We start from the raw sequence: 16,254 nt of genomic DNA, 5'->3' as shown, positions 1-16,254 counted from the left end.
TCCGCGTGCCGCGTCAGAACCGCATGAACCCGTCGCGCGCGAGATCGTGCGGATTGCCGGCCACATAGTCGAGCGCGCACGCATCGGTATCGATGCCGACGGTCAGCAGCGTTTCCCAGCGCTCGGTATCGGGCATCGACGGATCCGGGTGGAAACACACGACGGCCGCGTCGCCGGCCGCACCGCACATCGCCGCCGCGCGTTCGCGCACATCGGCGCCCGTCATGCCCGTCACGACCTCGTTCAGGTACGCGAAGCGTTCGCGCGTGGTGGAACTGTCGGGCATGCACTCGCCGCCGCTCAACGCGCGATCGAGGAAGTGGTTCGTGTGCAGCAGCCAGCCGTCCGGGCGCGGCACGACCACACCGACACCCGACGGGCTCAGTTCGATGCTCGCCGCACGCGGGTTCGCGTCGTGCCGCGTGAACACGGTCAGCACCGTCGATGCGCTCACGCGCGCGGTGCGCGCGAGTTCGATCGCCTCCTGCACCGTCGTCGCCTCTTCGAGCAGACGCCGCGCGATCGCATGCACGGGCACGCCCGCGCTGCCGTCGTCGCTCGCGTGATGCAGGATGTTGAAGTGCAGCCCGAGCCCCGCGCTGTTCACGCCGAGCTTCGCGAGCATCCCGAATTCGGCGAACAGCTTGACCGTGCGGCCCTGCGGCGTCGCGAACTGCATCAGCAGCCCCTGCGGCGCGAGGCTGTCGTGCCAGTCCCACGTCTGCAGCGTGCGCGGCGCGTGCGGGCCCGCCGGCGCGTAGACGGTCGTCGAGCATTCGCCTTCGGCCGACGCGGGCGCGGTCGCGAGAATCTCGGTGCGCGCGTTCAGGCACGCGAGCTGCCAGTACGGCAGGTCGACGCCCTCGGCGATCGCCTCGACTTCGGCGGCCAGGCGTGGGCACCATGCGTCGAGCGCGGCGAGGCTCGCTTCGCCGATCGCCCGCGCGCGCTGCGGCTCGACGCCGAGCTTCGGGAAGAACGCGAGATAGCGCGCAACCGTATCGCGGATCGCGGGCGCGAAGCGCGCGCCGATCAGACGGCCCCGCTCATGCGGATCGGTGATGTCGGTCGCGAATGTGTGCAGCTTCAAGATCAAACCTCCTGTGTCGAATGAGACCCGGGCCGGCGCGGCCCGTAAAGTGTTTCGCTATACGAACAAATCGGCACGCGCCGGCCGTCAGAACGAGTAGATGAACTGCATCCCGGCGAGGTCGTTGCTGCGCGCGTACGTGCCGTTGCTCTTCAGGAACACCGGATGGTTCGCCGCGTCGTGGCGGTATTCGACCTTCACGGTGATCTGCTGCGTCGGATAGAACAACAGGTCCGCCGTGATCGCATAACGCCGCGCGCCCTTGCATTCGGTGCCGTTGGTCGCCGAGCCCTGGAAGCACGCCGGATCGATGCCGAAGCCGCTCGTGCCGTTCACCGACGGGTTGCCGCCCGCGAGCCCGTACTGGATGTTCGTGCCGCCGCCGCCGTTCGACGTGTTGTTCAGGTAGTCGAAGCGCAGCGTCGCGCCCATGCGGCCGACCCACGACGTCGTCCACTTCGTATGGCCGAGCAGCGACATCCCGTACCAGCGGGCCGTGCCGCCGTTCCACGCGCCCTTCTGCAGCTCGCCGTAGTCGACCTGCGCGTTGACCTGCGTCTTGTCGTGCGTATAGGTCATGTCGGCTTCCACGTACTTGTAGAAGCCGGTCGGCGACGCGCCGTTGCACTGGTAGCCGTAGCCGCCCGCCACCGCGCACGGCGAGAACAGCGACTGCCGGCCGAGCATCCCGGAGATCCCGAAGTCGAAGGCCGTCGACGTCGCGTTGTCGAAGCGCGCGGTGATCGTCGGCGTCCAGTTGGTCTTGGTCGTGTTGTTCGCCGCGTTCGCGATCGCACCGGCCGTACGCAGCACCTCGTTGCCGATCACGACCTGCCAGAAGCGCGTCATCGCCGCGTTGGCCCCCTTCAGCCCGATGCCGATCAGGTTGCCCGGCTCGCTGAAGTCGTACAGCAGCCCGTGCGTGAGCGTGAGCATCTGGTTCGACGGCTGCACTTCGTAACCGGCGAGGCTCGGCATCATGCCGATCTCGAACGTGCGCGTCGTGGTGAGCGGTACGTTGACCTGCGCCTGCGTGACGATGTTGTTGCCGACGCCGCCGTGCGAATTGCTGAACACGTTGCCGAAGCCGCGGTTCGGCTGGATCACGATCTCCGCGGACGGCGCCATCGGGCCGACGCCGAAGGTCTTCTTGATGTCGAGATAGACGTCGCCGATCGTGCTGTTGTAGTAATCGTACGCGCCCGGGTCGTGGTTCAGGAACTGGAAGCCCGACGTACGCTGCGCGCGGTTGAACAGGTACACGGGATCGACGTAGCCGGTGATGCTCAGGCCCGCGAGCGGGCCGGTCGTCGCGGCTTCCTGCAGCGAGTCGACCTTCAGCGATGCATTCGCGATCTGCTCGCGCATCTGCTGCAGGTCGTCGTTCGTGAAGGCAGGCGCGGAATCGGCGGCCGGCGCGGCGGCCGCCGCCGTGCTGATCGAACCGATCTTCACGCCGCCCGAGGCGGCATGGGCCGTTGGTGCGGCGCCGGCAGGCTGCGCCGCCAGCATGCTCGCGCGCAGCTCGTTCACCTGCTGCTGCAGCGCGGTGACCTGCGCCTGCAGCGCCTTCATCCTGCTCGCGTCGGTCGCCTGCGGCGCCGTGTGCGCCATCGCCGAAGCCGCTTCGAATGCGAGCAGGCACAGCGCCGTCATGTGTTTGATCTTCATGTTCTGGGTGGTCGTCGGGACGAGCGCGCCCCCGCCCGCCGCGATCAGCGGCGGGGCGCGCGAAAGGTATGCGGGAGTGCGGGAGGCGGCGGCCGGCTTACTCGGTCTTCAGCTTCGTCCAGAGACGGTTCTGCAGACGCATCAGATCGGGCGGAACCGGCTTGCTGAGGCTCAGCCGGCGGATCACGTCGGCGGGCGGGAACACGGCCGGGTCGCTCGTCACTTCGGCGCGCACGAGATGCCTCGACGACGGCACGGCCGACGGATACGACGTGTCGTTGGTCAGGTTCGCGCTCTCCTGCTCCGACAGCACGAAGTTCACGAACTTCAGTGCGGCGTCCGGATGCGGCGCATCCTTCGGAATCGCCATCATGTCGAACCACATCGCGCTGCCTTCGGTCGGAATCACGTACTTGATGTGATACGACTTCTTCGCGGAAGCGGCCGCGATCCGCGCGGAGTTCACGTCGCCCGACCAGCCGAGCGCGAGGCAGATGTCGCCGCCCGCAAGATCGTTGATGTAGCTGCTCGAGTTGAACTGCGTGATGTACGGCCGCACCGTCTTCAGCAGCTCATAGGCGGCCTGGTAGTCGGCCGGGTTCGTCGTGTTCGGATCCTTCTTCAGGTACACGAACGCCATCCCGAACGCATCGACCGGCGAATCGAGCACCGACACGCCGCAGTGCTTCAGCTTCTGCACGACCTTCGGATCGAACAGCAGCGACCAGCTGTCGAGCGGCGCATCGTTGCCGAGCGCCGCCTTCACCTTCTCGACGTTCATCCCGAGCCCGTCGGTGCCCCACGTCCACGGAATGCCGAACTGGTTGCCCGGATCGTCCTTCGCCAGCACCTTCATGATTTCCGGATCGAGCAGCCCGTAGTTCGGCACGTGGCTCCGGTCGATCTTGCGGTAGATGCCGGCCTGCAGCTGCCGCGCCCAGAAGATGTCGGACGGCACGACGACGTCGTAGCCCGACGTGCCCGACAGCAGCTTCGCCTGCAGCGTCTCGTTTGAATCGAACTCCTGGTAGACGACCTTGATGCCGGTCGCCTTCTCGAAGTTCGCGATCGTCGCCTTGCCGATCGAGTTGCCCCAGTTGTACACGTTGACGACGTCCGCCGCGTGCGCGACGGGCGTGCCGGCCCACGCGAACCCGCCCAGCGCGAGCGCCGCGCATGCCGTCCCCAGATGCCGTTTCCACTCCCCTGCCATGTTTTCCTCCGTCGGTATCGTGATCCGCTCCCGGCGAGCGGTGGTTGCTTCGGTCCGGGAAAATGTAGCCAGAGGAAATTGGCCGGTCTGCCCTGCCAATAGGGGGACACGCGTCATAATCGGCGCATCCGGTTCCGGCCGGGATGCGGCGGCCCGCGAAAACGGAAGCCGCCTGAAAGCCGGCGTCACCGCGTCGTCAGCCGGGATGCCCGGTCAGGACGCCTGGATACCCGTGCGTGCCCCGAAATCGTTGCCCACGTGCGTGATGCGGCCGCCCATCATCGTCAGCCCGACGTCGATGCGGCCGATGTCGTATTGGCCGACCTCGAACAGGTCGTTCTCGAGCACGACGAGATCCGCGCGCTTGCCGGGTGTCAGCGAGCCGACCTCGTGCTCCATCCCGAGCTGGTACGCGCCGTGGATCGTGTACGCGGCGATCAGTTGCGGAATGCTCAGACGCTCGGCGATGTCCGGAAACACCGGCGCGTCGGGTTCGCCCGCGAGCTGGCGCGTGTGGCCCGACTCGATGTGCTCGAGCGGCTTGTGCTGGCAGCGGCACTGGCACGCGAGGCCGTCCATGCCGATCGACACCGTCACGCCTGCGTCGAGGAACGTGCGGAACTTGTACATGTTGCTCCAGCGTGCGTGGCCGTAGTGGTCGCGCAGCTGCTCGGTGTACGCGTCGACCACGCCCCACTGCAACTGCGTGTTCGCCATCACGCCCGCGCGGCGAAAGCGCGGGATGTCGTCCGGATGCGTGAGAAACGCGTGCGTGATCACGTGGCGGCGGTCGCGCGGCGGGTTCGCGCGGTTGACCTCGTCGAAGCCGTCGAGCGCCATTCGCACCGCCGCGTCGCCGACGCAATGGACCATCACGTTCGCGTTCGCGCGATCGGCTTCGACCAGATAGCGGTTGAACGTGTTGGCCGGCATCGTCGGCGCGCCGCAGGTGTCGGGGCGATCCGCGTACGGTTCGAGCAGGTAGGCGGTGTGGTTCGCCTCGGTGCCGTCGAGGAACAGCTTCAGCGCGCGCGCCTTCACGAGCGGCGAATCGTACTGCTCGCGATACCGGACGAGCGTGCCGACCGGATCGTCGATCTCGCCGATCACCGCGACACTGCCCACCACGCGCAGCTTCAGGTCGCCCGCGCGCTCCATCGTCTGCAGCGTCTCGTACAGCAGCGACTGGTCGCCGCTCGCGTCGAAGAAGCCGGCATCGAACACGGTCGTCACGCCGGCCGCGCACAGCTTCTTCTGCCACGGCGGAATCGATTTCAGGTACAGATCGATGCCGGTCGGCAGCAGGCCGGCCGCGCTGATCCGCTGCATCAGCAACGAATACGCGGCGCCGTCGACGATCAGGCCGGTCGGCTCGCCCGTCATCGCGTCCTTCTCGAACCAGCTCGCGCCTGCCTGCACGGGCGGCGTCGACGCGTCGATACCGGCGATCTCCAGCGCCTTCGAGTTCACCCACATCGAATGGAAATCCGTCGACAGCAGGCACACCGGGCGATCCGCGCAGATCGCGTCGAGCGTCTCCTTGCGCAGCATGGCTGGCGGGATCGTCGCCTGCACCCAGCCCATCCCGGTGATCGCCGGCTCGTCCGGATGCGATTCGACGTAGGCACGCAGCGCGCCGAGCACCTTCTGCGGATCCTCGTGATTCACGAACGCCTGGAACGCGAACGCGGTCGTCTCGAAGTGCCAGTGCGACTCGACGAAGCCCGGCAGCACGAGCCGGCCGGCCGCGTCGACGACCTTCGTCCGCGCACCGACGTACGCCTGCACGGCCGCCACGTCGCCGACGTGAACGATCCGGCCGTCGCGCACGGCAACGGCCTGCGCCCACGGCCGGTGCGGATCGACGGTGTAGACCTTCGCGTTGGTCAGAACGAAATCCGCCGGCGTCGCGGCGACCTGCGTCGGTTGAATCTGCATTGCCTGTCCTCGGTGGTCATCAGGTTTTCGAAGTGCTTTCACTATAGACAGACGATTCGCATCGGTATGCCCCCCCGCCGCGGGGGCTTCGGCGAATTCACGCCGCCGCGTACCCGGTCTTGTCGTCGTTTTGGGGACAACGCGCGAAATCCGCGGGGTTGACCGGTGAATACCCGGCTGACGCACGCGCGGCGTTCGCGTAACGTCGCGCTGTCCCCTGACCGCCTGCACCCGACCATGCGACTGCTCCAGCCCGACCCCGCCGCCCGCGGCCACTACCTGATCGGCGTGCGCCCCGACACGCTCGGCGCGACGCTGCGTGCGGTCGGCACGCCGGATTTCGTCGGCGCGGTCACCGCGTTCGTCAACGACAGCATCCACGCCGACGCCGTGCACCTCGAACGCTGGCGCGCGGACGCGGGCAGCACGTCGGGCTTCGTCGTCGAATGGCTCGGCAGCGGCAGCCTGCGTGTCGCGGCCGATACACTGCGCGTGATGGATATTTACTACCAGCACTATTGCCAGACCGACCCGCTGGTCGCGCCGCTGCGCGGCAAGGCCGGCACGCTGCTCGTGCAGCGCCATGTCGACGGCATCGCGCAGGGCGAGTTCCGCCGGCGCATCTTCGACGAACCCGGCATCGCGCAGGAATGCCTGCTCGTGCACGGCACCGCGCACCTGCAGTACGCGCTCGGGCTCGCGCGCGCCGTCGGGCGGGCCGCGTTCACGACGGACGAGCTGTTCCATTTCCGGCAGATGGTCGATCTGCTGTTCCCGATGTTCGAGCTGCATGCGCGTACCTGCGCGGCGCGGCGCGTGGCAACGGTATCGGTGAACGTCGGATCGCAGGCGAGCTTCGACGCGCGCCTCGAACGCCAGGACGTGCAGTTGTCGCGCCGCGAGCACGAGATCTGCCGGCTGATGCTGTGCGGGCGCTCGGTGCCCGAGGCCGCGCAGCAGTTGGACGTGAAGCTGTCGACGGCCGAGTCGTACGTGAAGCGCGCGTTCGCGAAGCTCGGCGTGCGCACGCGCCGCGAGCTGTTCGACTGGACGCTCGTCGACTGCTGAGCGCGCGGCCCGGATTTACGCGGCCAGCGCGGCCGCCTTGATGTTGAAGGCGCGCAGCAAGTCCTCGCAGAACGCGTCGACGATCGGCTTGTCGCTCGTGCTGCGCTTCATCGCGAGATGCAGCGGCACGTCGAAGCTGAACGTCGCGCGGCCGACGGCCTTCACGAGCCCGCGCTGTTCGAACGGCTCCGCGTAGTGCGCGGGCAGATAGCCGAGATGGCCGCCCGACAGGATCAGAATGGTCGCGGCCTCGATGCTGTCCGCGCTCGCGGTCACGCGGCGCTCCGGCAACGGATACTGCTCCTCCGGCACCGGGTAGGTACGCCACACCCAGTCGTGAAGCTGCAGATCGTCCGCCGTCACGGGCCGCGACGCATGGAACAGCGGATGCCCGCGCCCGCAATAGATCACCTGCTGCTCGGTGAACAGCGGCGTATAGAGCAGGCCCGGCACGCGATGCCAGAAATAGCCGATCGCGAGATCGAGCTGGTTGTTGACGAGGCTTTCCTCGAGCTCCTGCGGCGAGGCGACCTTCATCGAGAACGTGACGGCCTGGTCGCGCTGGCGGAACGCGCCGATCGCGTCGGCCACCCGCGCGTTCTCGACGAGCGGCGCCTGGCCGATCAGGCCGATCGACAGCGTGCCGACCAGCTTGCGGTCGATGTCGCGCACGCGCGCGACGAATTCGGAGGTCGCCGCGACGAGCGTACGCGCCGTGGCCGCGAAGCGTTCGCCCTTCGACGTCAGCCGAAAGCCGCCGCGCCCGCGATCGCACAGCTTGAAGCCGACGCGCGCCTCGAGCGCCGACAGCTGCGTGCTGATGGTCGACTGCCGCACGCCGAGCGACGCCTCGGCAGCCGTGATGCCGCGTGCGTCGACGACGGCCAGAAAGACCCGGATGAGCCGGAGATCGAGATCGGTGGTATTCGAAAACATGCGTCAAGCCGCTGCGCGTACGCGCGTTGCCCGGCCGGCACGGCGCGCCTCGCGCGCCCCGCCCGCCGCCTTCGCCGATGAACCGAACGGGACGCGCGCCGCCATCGGCAGCGGCGCGCGTCGCAACCCTGTCACTCCGATACCGCCGCGAGCGGGCGCGCGATGCCGAACACGGCCGGCCGCAGCCGCCCGTAGCAGAGGAACGCCGCCGCGCACAGCGCGATCGCCGCGATCAATGCCGACTGCGTGCCCGCGCGCTCGATCAGCGACCCGCCCGCGACCGAGCCCACTCCATAGCCGAGCGCGACGCAGCCCGGCGACAGCGCGGCCGACTGGCCGATTAGGTCGTACTGCGGAATCGTCGCGTAGATCAGCAGCGCGCCGCCGGTCCAGCAGCCGATGAACACGATCGCGCCGAGCGTGAACGTCGCGACCGACGCCGGCATCGCGAGCAGCACGGCCGCGACCGCGCAGCCGCCGAGGTTCACGAGCGTCCAGCGACGCAGGCCCGCGCCCGCGCCGAGCTTCGGCATCGCCGCGCAGATCACGAGGCTCGCGACGTTCGCGATGCCGAGCACGAGCGACACCGACTTGCCGCTCAGGCCCGCATCGGTGCCGATCTTCTCGAGGAAGGTCCATACGACGCCCACGCCGCCGTACAGCGCGAGCTGCGCGCACAGCACGAGCATCGCGCCCTGGCGGTCGATGCGGCCGGCAACCCCGACCGGCGTCGGCGCGGCCATTGTCTCGCCGCGGCGGAACAGCGGTGTCGCGAGCACGAACATGCCGAGCACGCACGCGACGAAACCGAACACGCCGCGCGCGCCCCACGTGCCGCTCAGCATCGGGAAGACATACGCAAGCAGCACCATGCTCCACATCACCTGCCCCATCAGCATGATCCCGAGATTGCGTTCCGGCGCGCGCGAATACGACAGGTAGCGCAGCGCGATCCCGTTCAGCCCGCCCGAGCCGACGCCCGCGACGAACTGCAGCGTCGAATAGGCGGCGAGCCCGTGCGTCGCGAGCGTGCCGAGATTCGCGCCGGCCGCGAGCGCCACCGCGCCCGCGAGCACGAGCCGGACCGGCTGGCGGCCGAGCACGAACGCGACGAGCAGCGTGCCCGTCGATTCGCCGAGCACCTCGATGAAGCTCGACAGCCCGAGCGCCGCTTCGCCGAAGCCCCAATGGCGCTCGACCTGCCCGACGATCGCGGGCAGGCCGAGAAAGACCGTCGGTCCGAGGATGCCGAGCAGCAGCATCACGACGACGAACAACGCGCTTTCCTGCCGCGCTTCATCCTGCAGATTCACAACGTTCATGCGATGTCTCTCTCCGTGTCCGCGGCGCGGACCGTCTCCTCGGGGGAGTTGGATAGGGCGGCGGCCCGGGCCGGGCCGCCGTGTCGCTTACATCGGGAAGCCCATCGCCTTGAGGCCGCTGATCCACGCGCGCTTCCAGCCGCCTTCGGCATCCGCGCCGTCGAACGCGTGGAACGTGATCTTCGCGGCGACCCAGCGCATCGGCTCCGGCGGGATGTAGCTCGGGCTCTGGTTCGCGATGTCGAGCTTGCGCTCGGGGCTGTCGCGGTCGAACAGGATGTTCAGCCCCATGAACGCGCCGAACCGGCTCGCCGCGACGCCGAAACCCGTATAGCCGGCGACGAACACGGCCTTGCCGCCGAGATAGCGTTTCGCGAACACCGAGCCGCGCGAGCAATAATCGATCGGGCCACCCCACGCGTGCGAGAAACGCACGTCGCTCAGTTGCGGGAACGTGCGGTAGAACGCTTCCGCGAGCCGGTAGTACGTTTCGCGCCGGCCGTCCTGGTGCGGCTCCGGATCGCCGTCGAAGTGATAGCTGACGAGGCCGCCGAAGATGATGTTGTTGTGCTTCGTCAGCCGGAAATAGTTGAGCTGCGTGCGCGTGTCGTACACGCCCTGGCGATTCTTCCAGCCGATCCGCGCGAGCTGCTCGTCGGTCAGCGGCTCGGTGGCGAGCACGTGATCGCGCACCTGCATCACGCGGCGGTTGATGTCCGGAATCCCGACCTTCGCGGTGCCGCTGCCGAACACGACACGCGGCGCGCGCACGCTGCCCTTCGGCGTCGTCACGAACACCGTGCCGCCTTCGTCGGTCACGGTCGTCAGCGGCGTGTGCTCGTACAGTTTCACGCCGAGCGACAGCGCCGCGCGCTTCAGCCCCCACGCGAGCTTCGCCGGATGCACGATGCCGCTGCGGTTGCGCGACCACAGCGCGCCCGCGAACAGCGGCGAATTCAGTTGTTCGAGCGTTTCCTCGCGGTTCAGCAGCACGACGTCGTGGCCGTACTCGCGATGCAGGTCGTAGTCGCCCTTCAGGTGCGCGAGGTGCTCGGGATCGACCGCCACCGTCATCTCGCCGTTCCACTCGATGTCGGCGTCGATGTCGTAGCGCTTCAGCGTTTCCTCGAAGCCATCGAGGTTGTGATGGCCGAACGCCTCGAGTTCCGCGATGTCGTTCGGGAACACGCGCACCGCATTCGGCAGCCCGTGCATCACCGACGTCGAGATGATCCCGCCCGCTCGGCCCGATGCGCCGTGCGCGACCTTGCCCGCCTCGATCAGCACCACGTTCAGGTGCGGCATCTGTTCCTTTGCCTGCACGGCCGACCACAGCCCCGTGAAGCCGCCGCCGACGATCAGCAGGTCGGCCGTCACGTCGCCGACGAGTTCCGGCTCGGTGGCCGGCGCGGCCGGGTTGTCGAGCCAGTACGGGAACAGCCTGGTATTCGCGAGCGCCGCCGCGACGCCCAGCGCGACCGGTGCGACCGGCGTGCCACGCGGCGCCTGCACCGGCGCGGTCTGTTTTGCTTCGTTGACTTCCATTTCCATGATCTCAGCCATCACACGCGAAAAACGAAACCGCCGCCGGATGCGCGTCACACGGACGACGACACCCCGGCGGCGGCTTCGGACATCACGACTGTTCGAGCAGCACGTAGAACTTCTTCGCGTCCTCGATCGTCTCCCAGCGGCCCGCGAAGCCGGCCGGCAGCAGGTAGCCCTGGCCCGGCGTGAATTCCTTGCGGTTGCCTTCGACGTCGGTCAGCGCGATCCGGCCCTCGACGAGCCACACCGCTTCGTCGGCCGCGGTTTCCGGAAACTCCACCGAGCCGGCCTTGCCTTCCCACCAGCCGACGATGTAGTTGCCGCTCTTGCCTTCGGCCGCGCGCCAGTCGCTTTCGTCCATCCCGAAGTCGAGCTTCGTGAATTCGCCCACGCCTGCGCCCAGCGGCAGGATGTCCTTGATCAGTTTGGTCATCGGAATCTTTCGTCTCTTGATTGAAAAAAGCAGAGACAAAGTTACTCATTTACACTGCCCCGGTATGCCCCCCTTCAGGGGGGACAAACGATGTTTTGCGGGGGCGCGCAGGTCGGCAGGACAACCGACGGTGTTTCCCCCTAATGACGTTTTCCGTTGCCGACGCTACAATCGCGCCGCTTTTCACCGGGGAACCGCATGCTGCTCAACGTGAACCCCTTCCACCGCGACAACGACCGCTTCAACGTGTCGTTCAAGGCGCTGGGCGAGCTGATCGAGACGGTCGGCACGCCTCACTTCGTGCCGCGCCTCACGCAACTGCTGAACGACGTCGTGCCGCTCGACGTCGCGCACGTCGAACGCTCGCGCGTCGACGGCACGATGCCCACCGGCTACCGATGCGAATGGATCGGCAGCAGCGGCATCGGCACCGCCCCTCATGAAATCTCCGACGTGATGACGCTCTACTACGAGCGCTTTCTCGACAGCGACCCGCTGTTCGCCGGGTTGCGCGGCAAGACGGGCACGATGCTCGTCGTGCGCGACATCGCGGCGATCCCGCCCGGCGAATTCCGTCAGCGGCTGTTCGACGACGTGCAGATCGGCCACGAATGCGTGCTCGCGCGCGGCACGCGCTATTCGCAGCACTCGATCGCGCTGGAGCGCGGCCGCGACCGGCCGCCGTTCACGCTCGCCGAGATGAACCGCTTCCGCGGCATCAGCGACGTGCTGTTCCCCCTGCTCGAACTCCACGCGTCGACCACCGCCGTGCGGCGCGTCGCGCATCCGACACCGGAGATCCATCCGCTCGCGCAGTTCGACGCGCGCATCGCCGCCGACGGCGTGAAGCTGTCGAAACGCGAATACGAAACCTGCAAGCACCTGCTCTCCGGCAAGACCGTGCCCGAGACCGCCGGCATCCTCGGCGTGCGCGTCGCGTCGGCCGAGTCGTACGTGAAGCGCGCGTTCGCGAAGCTCGGCGTGCGGACCAAACGCGAACTCGCCGCGTGGGGCTCGGCCACCACCGCGTTCCCTTCCGCCGGATCGCACGACGCCGCCACGCCGCCCGTCCTCTCCCGCTGACCGCCCGCCGCCCGCGCCGGCCGCGCGGCCGCCTTCGGTTGCGCGGCGTCGATGCGGCGGCGCCACTCGCATCGAGACCCGTCGATGTAAACGTTGCGACTTCAAAATCTTCGCGCAGGCGTTCTCCTCTACCATCGGCCGATCGCTTTACCCTGGAAAAAGGAGACGGCCCCCATGCCCCGCGAACTCAATCAACCGATGGGCGGCAACGACATGCCGCGTTTTGGCGGCATCGCCACGATGATGCGGCTGCCGCAGGCCGCGACGACCGACGGCCTCGACGTGTGCTTCGTCGGCGTGCCGCTCGACCTCGGCACGTCGAACCGCTCGGGCTCGCGCTTCGGCCCGCGCCAGATCCGCACCGAATCCGTGCTGCTGCGCCCGTACAACATGGCCACGCGCGCGGCGCCGTTCGATTCGCTGCAGGTGGCCGACATCGGCGACGTCGCGACCAATCCGTACGACCTGAAGGACTCGGTGCGCCGCATCGAGGAGGCCTACGACGAGATCGTCGCGAACGGCTGCCGGCCGATCACGCTCGGCGGCGACCACACGATCGCATGGCCGATCCTGCGCGCGCTGCATAAAAAGTACGGCAAGGTTGCCGTCGTGCATATCGATGCGCATGCGGACGTGAACGACACGATGTTCGGCGAGAAGATCGCGCACGGCACGCCGTTCCGCCGCGCGGTGGAAGACGGGCTGCTGCAATGCGACAAGGTCACGCAGATCGGCCTGCGCGGCACCGGCTACCACGCGGACGATTTCGACTGGTGCCGCGAGCAGGGCTTCACCGTCGTGCAGGCGGAAGAATGCTGGAACAAGTCGCTCGTGCCGCTGATGGCGCAGGTGCGCGAACGCGTCGGCGACACGCCGGTCTACCTGAGCTTCGACATCGACGGGCTCGACCCGTCGTTCGCGCCCGGCACCGGCACGCCGGAAATCGGCGGCCTCACCATTCAGCAGGGCCTCGAAATCGTCCGCGGGATGAAGGGCCTGAACATCGTCGGCGCGGACCTCGTCGAAGTGTCGCCGCCGTACGATCCGGCCGGCACCACCGCGCTCACGGGCGCGAACCTCGCGTTCGAGATGCTTTGCGTGATGCCGGGCGTCGCCTACCGCTAACCCGACCGACAGGATGACGCCCATGTCCACCGCCGAACTTTCCCGTTCCGCAACCGCGTTCGTGCTGCCCGCCGCGCGCATCGCCGGCCAGCCGGTCCGCACGCATTCCGACACGGCCGGCGCGCCGATCTTCAACGCATCGACCGGCGACGCGATCGGCTGGCAGGAATTCGCGACGCCCGCGCACGTCGACGCCGCGGTGCGCGCCGCGCGCGACGCCTTCGCCGGCTGGCGCGACACGCCGCCCGCCGCGCGCGGCCGCGTGCTCGCGACGATCGCCGAGCGCGTCGAAGCCGCACGCGACCGGCTGGCCGCGCTGCAGATGCAGGTCAGCGGCAAGCCGCCGTTCGAGGCCGACGCCGACGTCGGCGACGTCGCCGCGACGTTCGCGTACTACGCGAAGCTGTGCGAAGACCGAGCGCTGTTCGCGGCCGAGCCCGTCGCACTGCCGAGCGACGCCGTCACGGCCGAGCGGTTCCACGACGCGGTCGGCGTCGCCGCCCTGGTGACGCCGTGGAACTTCCCGATGGTCACGACCGCGTGGAAGCTCGCGCCCGCGCTCGCGGCCGGCTGCGCGGTCGTGCTGAAGCCGTCCGAACTCACGTCGCCGACCGAGCACGCGCTGCTCGACATCGTCGCCGAAACCGGCGTGCCGGCCGGCGTCGTCAACGTCGTGAACGGCGGCGCCGAGGTCGGCGCGGCACTGACCGCGCATCCGCTGATCGACAAGATCTCGTTTACCGGCAGCACGGCGGCCGGCCGCAAGGTGATGCGGGCCGCGGCCGAAGACATGAAGCGCGTGACGCTCGAACTCGGCGGCAAGTCGTCGCTGATCGTCCGCGACGATGCGGATCTCGACGTCGCGATACCGCTCGCGATTGCGGGCGCGTTCACGAACGCGGGCCAGATGTGCTCGGCCACCGCGCGCATTCTCGTGCACGACAGCCTCTACCGCCGCTTCATGACCGCGTTCGAGACGGCCGTGCGCGCACTCGTCGTCGCGCCGCCGACCGACGAACAGGTCGCGATGGGGCCGCTGATCTCGGCCGCACAGCGTGCGCGCGTCGAAGCGATGCTCCAGCAGGGCATCGACGCGGGCGCACGCATTGCGTTCAGCGGACGGGTCGCGGAGGCCGGCGGCGAAGGCTTTTTCATGGCGCCCGTCGTGATCGCCGAGCCGGCCGCCGACAACCCGTTGTGGACCGACGAAATATTCGGCCCCGTCGCCTGCGTGAAATCGTTCCGCACCGACGACGAAGCGATCGCACTCGCGAACGACACGCGTTACGGGCTCGTCGCGACCGTCGTCACGCGCGATGCCGACGTCGCGAAGCAATTCCAGCAGCGCGTGCGGGCGGGGCTCGTGTGGATCAATGCGCCGCAGCTGATCTACCCGCACGTGTGCTGGGGCGGCTTCGGGCTCAGCGGGATCGGCCGCGAACTCGGCGTCACCGGGCTGCGCAGCTATCAGGAACTGCGCCACGCGATGCGCGCGATCGACTGACCCGTGCGGCCGTTCAGGCCGTTGGCGGCACCGTGGCGGATGGCACGGTGCCGTTTTTTTCAGGTACACGTCGGATTTCCAGGCAGAGGACCGGCGGCCCGCGTGCGCCGGTCACGCGTTCGAGCGGCGCGCGAGCGCGCCTCAATGCGACAGCGCCGCGGCGTGATCGTGCTCGCGCAGCGGGTCGGGAATCGCACATTGCGCGAGCCCGCCGGCATCGATCCACGCCCGCGTGCGTTGCGCCGCCGCGTCGATCAGTTGCGCGCACTTCGAGTAATCGTATGACGACACCTCGAGCGGGCAGAGCGGCGGCACGACATGGATGTGCGCGCGGGCCGCGTACAGCTCCAGATCGCGCACCAGTTGCCGCGCGATCACGAGCGTCAGCGCGTGCGTCGCATGCGCGATCGCGCTGCGCGGCGGCACGCGCAACGCACAGGCGAACCCGGCCGGCAGCACGACGATCCGCTTGACGCCGAGCGCGATCGCGACGGAGATCGGCGTATTGTTCGCGACGCCGCCGTCGACCAGTTCCACGCCACCGATGCGGACCGACGGAAACACGCCGGGAATCGCCGCGCTGGCCTGCACGGCATCCACGACCGGGCCGGCGGACAGCACGACTTCGCGACCGCTCAGCACGTCGGTCGCGACGATGTGCAGCGACAGCGCGGCCTGCTCGATCCGCCGGTACGGCAGGTTCTTTTCCAGCAGCAGGCGCAGCGCGTCGGCCTCGACCAGATGGGGCCGGTTGCGCAGCAGCATCGCGACGATGCCGCGCATCGAGAACGGCATGATGTCCTGGCGGCGGATGCTGCACCACAGCGCGGCGAGCATCGCGACGCCGTCCCTGTCCGGCCGGCCCGCGAAATAGGCGGCATTGATCGCGCCCGCCGACGCGCCGACGACGCAATCGGGCCGTTCGCCGCTCGCGATCAGCTCACGGAGCATGCCGACCTCGATCGCGCCCAGACTGCCGCCGCCGGCGAACACGAAGGCGGTCGAAGGCGTGGAATCGGAATTCACGGGGCACCCTCCTGCGGTTGGCTGCGACAGCGCTTTCTCCATGATGGATCGTGCGGCGCGTTGGATGTCCTGATGAAAACCCTGCCGGCGTGCGGGCCAGGCCGTTCGGATGCCGACGTTTCCGGGTCGCCTCCACTCGGAAACTCGCGCGATCGCCACGTACTTTTTGACCTCGATCAACAAAATCGCGCGCTTCGGCGCCCGCAAACGTGTGCCAGGCACGAATCGCGCGGGATGCGTGGAATCACGGGTTCAGCCGCCGCGACGCGCGCCGTTATTGCATCAACACCCGCCGAC

General features: G+C 68.4%; 13 protein-coding genes. 4 read left to right on the top strand and 9 right to left on the bottom strand.

Annotated elements, in window-relative coordinates:
- Positions 1-13 precede the first annotated feature (13 nt).
- The 4 genes from WJ12_RS22185 to WJ12_RS22170 form a co-directional block, all read right to left on the bottom strand.
- Positions 14-1,090 (bottom strand): C45 family autoproteolytic acyltransferase/hydolase, encoded by a 1,077-nt coding sequence (locus WJ12_RS22185; RefSeq protein WP_059560103.1) that lies wholly within the window; start codon positions 1,088-1,090, stop codon positions 14-16.
- 87 nt (positions 1,091-1,177) lie between these two features.
- Entirely contained in the window at positions 1,178-2,761 is a 1,584-nt protein-coding gene (locus WJ12_RS22180) for a DUF3138 family protein (RefSeq protein ID WP_059559896.1), read from the bottom strand.
- 97 nt (positions 2,762-2,858) lie between these two features.
- Positions 2,859-3,974, bottom strand: a complete 1,116-nt coding sequence (locus WJ12_RS22175; protein WP_059559898.1) for a polyamine ABC transporter substrate-binding protein — start codon at positions 3,972-3,974, stop codon at positions 2,859-2,861.
- Positions 3,975-4,187: 213 nt separating this feature from the next.
- The gene (locus tag WJ12_RS22170) at positions 4,188-5,912 is read right to left on the bottom strand and encodes an amidohydrolase (protein ID WP_059559901.1); all 1,725 of its coding nucleotides are present in this window, start codon (positions 5,910-5,912) and stop codon (positions 4,188-4,190) included.
- A gap of 237 nt (positions 5,913-6,149) precedes the next feature.
- On the opposite strand from WJ12_RS22170, the gene WJ12_RS22165 reads away from it, so the two are divergent.
- Positions 6,150-6,980 carry a helix-turn-helix transcriptional regulator gene (locus tag WJ12_RS22165; protein ID WP_034188500.1) on the top strand — a complete coding sequence of 277 codons (831 nt, stop codon included), beginning with the start codon at positions 6,150-6,152 and terminating at the stop codon, positions 6,978-6,980.
- Between the two features lie 15 nt (positions 6,981-6,995).
- Here WJ12_RS22165 and WJ12_RS22160 read toward each other — a convergent pair whose 3' ends face one another.
- The 4 genes from WJ12_RS22160 to WJ12_RS22145 all read right to left on the bottom strand — a co-directional run bounded on the left by WJ12_RS22160 (position 6,996) and on the right by WJ12_RS22145 (position 11,219).
- Positions 6,996-7,916 (bottom strand): LysR family transcriptional regulator, encoded by a 921-nt coding sequence (locus tag WJ12_RS22160; RefSeq protein ID WP_034188501.1) that lies wholly within the window; start codon positions 7,914-7,916, stop codon positions 6,996-6,998.
- 131 nt (positions 7,917-8,047) lie between these two features.
- Positions 8,048-9,238 carry an MFS transporter gene (locus WJ12_RS22155; protein WP_059559904.1) on the bottom strand — a complete coding sequence of 397 codons (1,191 nt, stop codon included), beginning with the start codon at positions 9,236-9,238 and terminating at the stop codon, positions 8,048-8,050.
- Between the two features lie 87 nt (positions 9,239-9,325).
- Entirely contained in the window at positions 9,326-10,789 is a 1,464-nt protein-coding gene (locus WJ12_RS22150; protein ID WP_034188503.1) for an NAD(P)/FAD-dependent oxidoreductase, read from the bottom strand.
- 85 nt (positions 10,790-10,874) lie between these two features.
- Positions 10,875-11,219: a cupin domain-containing protein gene (locus WJ12_RS22145; protein WP_006484551.1), complete on the bottom strand. Its 345-nt coding sequence runs from the start codon at positions 11,217-11,219 to the stop codon at positions 10,875-10,877.
- A gap of 198 nt (positions 11,220-11,417) precedes the next feature.
- On the opposite strand from WJ12_RS22145, the gene WJ12_RS22140 reads away from it, so the two are divergent.
- From WJ12_RS22140 to WJ12_RS22130, 3 genes are all read left to right on the top strand, one after another.
- Positions 11,418-12,302, top strand: coding sequence for a helix-turn-helix transcriptional regulator (locus WJ12_RS22140; protein ID WP_034188504.1), 885 nt, complete (start codon positions 11,418-11,420; stop codon positions 12,300-12,302).
- Between the two features lie 174 nt (positions 12,303-12,476).
- On the top strand, positions 12,477-13,427 hold the full coding sequence (speB, locus tag WJ12_RS22135) for an agmatinase (protein WP_034188505.1): 951 nt from the start codon (positions 12,477-12,479) through the stop codon (positions 13,425-13,427).
- 22 nt (positions 13,428-13,449) lie between these two features.
- A complete protein-coding gene (locus WJ12_RS22130) occupies positions 13,450-14,931 on the top strand; it encodes an aldehyde dehydrogenase family protein (RefSeq protein ID WP_059559906.1) in 1,482 nt (493 codons plus the stop codon).
- A gap of 141 nt (positions 14,932-15,072) precedes the next feature.
- On the opposite strand, the gene WJ12_RS22125 is transcribed toward WJ12_RS22130, so the two are convergent.
- Positions 15,073-15,999, bottom strand: coding sequence for a patatin-like phospholipase family protein (locus WJ12_RS22125; RefSeq protein ID WP_156444811.1), 927 nt, complete (start codon positions 15,997-15,999; stop codon positions 15,073-15,075).
- Positions 16,000-16,254 lie beyond the last annotated feature (255 nt).

The organism is Burkholderia seminalis, from assembly GCF_001718535.1.
Classification (GTDB): Bacteria; Pseudomonadota; Gammaproteobacteria; order Burkholderiales; family Burkholderiaceae; genus Burkholderia; species Burkholderia seminalis.
This window is presented reverse-complemented; position numbering and strand designations above follow the sequence as displayed.

Excerpts from the sequence above, each read along its gene's own strand:
- WJ12_RS22180 (WP_059559896.1), bottom strand. The coding sequence starts at position 2,761 with ATGAAGATCAAACACATGACGGCGCTGTGCCTGCTCGCATTCGAAGCG.
- WJ12_RS22175 (WP_059559898.1), bottom strand. The coding sequence starts at position 3,974 with ATGGCAGGGGAGTGGAAACGGCATCTGGGGACGGCATGCGCGGCGCTC.
- WJ12_RS22170 (WP_059559901.1), bottom strand. The coding sequence starts at position 5,912 with ATGCAGATTCAACCGACGCAGGTCGCCGCGACGCCGGCGGATTTCGTT.
- WJ12_RS22165 (WP_034188500.1), top strand. The coding sequence starts at position 6,150 with ATGCGACTGCTCCAGCCCGACCCCGCCGCCCGCGGCCACTACCTGATC.
- WJ12_RS22160 (WP_034188501.1), bottom strand. The coding sequence starts at position 7,916 with ATGTTTTCGAATACCACCGATCTCGATCTCCGGCTCATCCGGGTCTTT.
- WJ12_RS22155 (WP_059559904.1), bottom strand. The coding sequence starts at position 9,238 with ATGAACGTTGTGAATCTGCAGGATGAAGCGCGGCAGGAAAGCGCGTTG.
- WJ12_RS22150 (WP_034188503.1), bottom strand. The coding sequence starts at position 10,789 with ATGGAAATGGAAGTCAACGAAGCAAAACAGACCGCGCCGGTGCAGGCG.
- WJ12_RS22145 (WP_006484551.1), bottom strand. The coding sequence starts at position 11,219 with ATGACCAAACTGATCAAGGACATCCTGCCGCTGGGCGCAGGCGTGGGC.
- WJ12_RS22140 (WP_034188504.1), top strand. The coding sequence starts at position 11,418 with ATGCTGCTCAACGTGAACCCCTTCCACCGCGACAACGACCGCTTCAAC.
- speB (WP_034188505.1), top strand. The coding sequence starts at position 12,477 with ATGCCCCGCGAACTCAATCAACCGATGGGCGGCAACGACATGCCGCGT.
- WJ12_RS22130 (WP_059559906.1), top strand. The coding sequence starts at position 13,450 with ATGTCCACCGCCGAACTTTCCCGTTCCGCAACCGCGTTCGTGCTGCCC.
- WJ12_RS22125 (WP_156444811.1), bottom strand. The coding sequence starts at position 15,999 with ATGGAGAAAGCGCTGTCGCAGCCAACCGCAGGAGGGTGCCCCGTGAAT.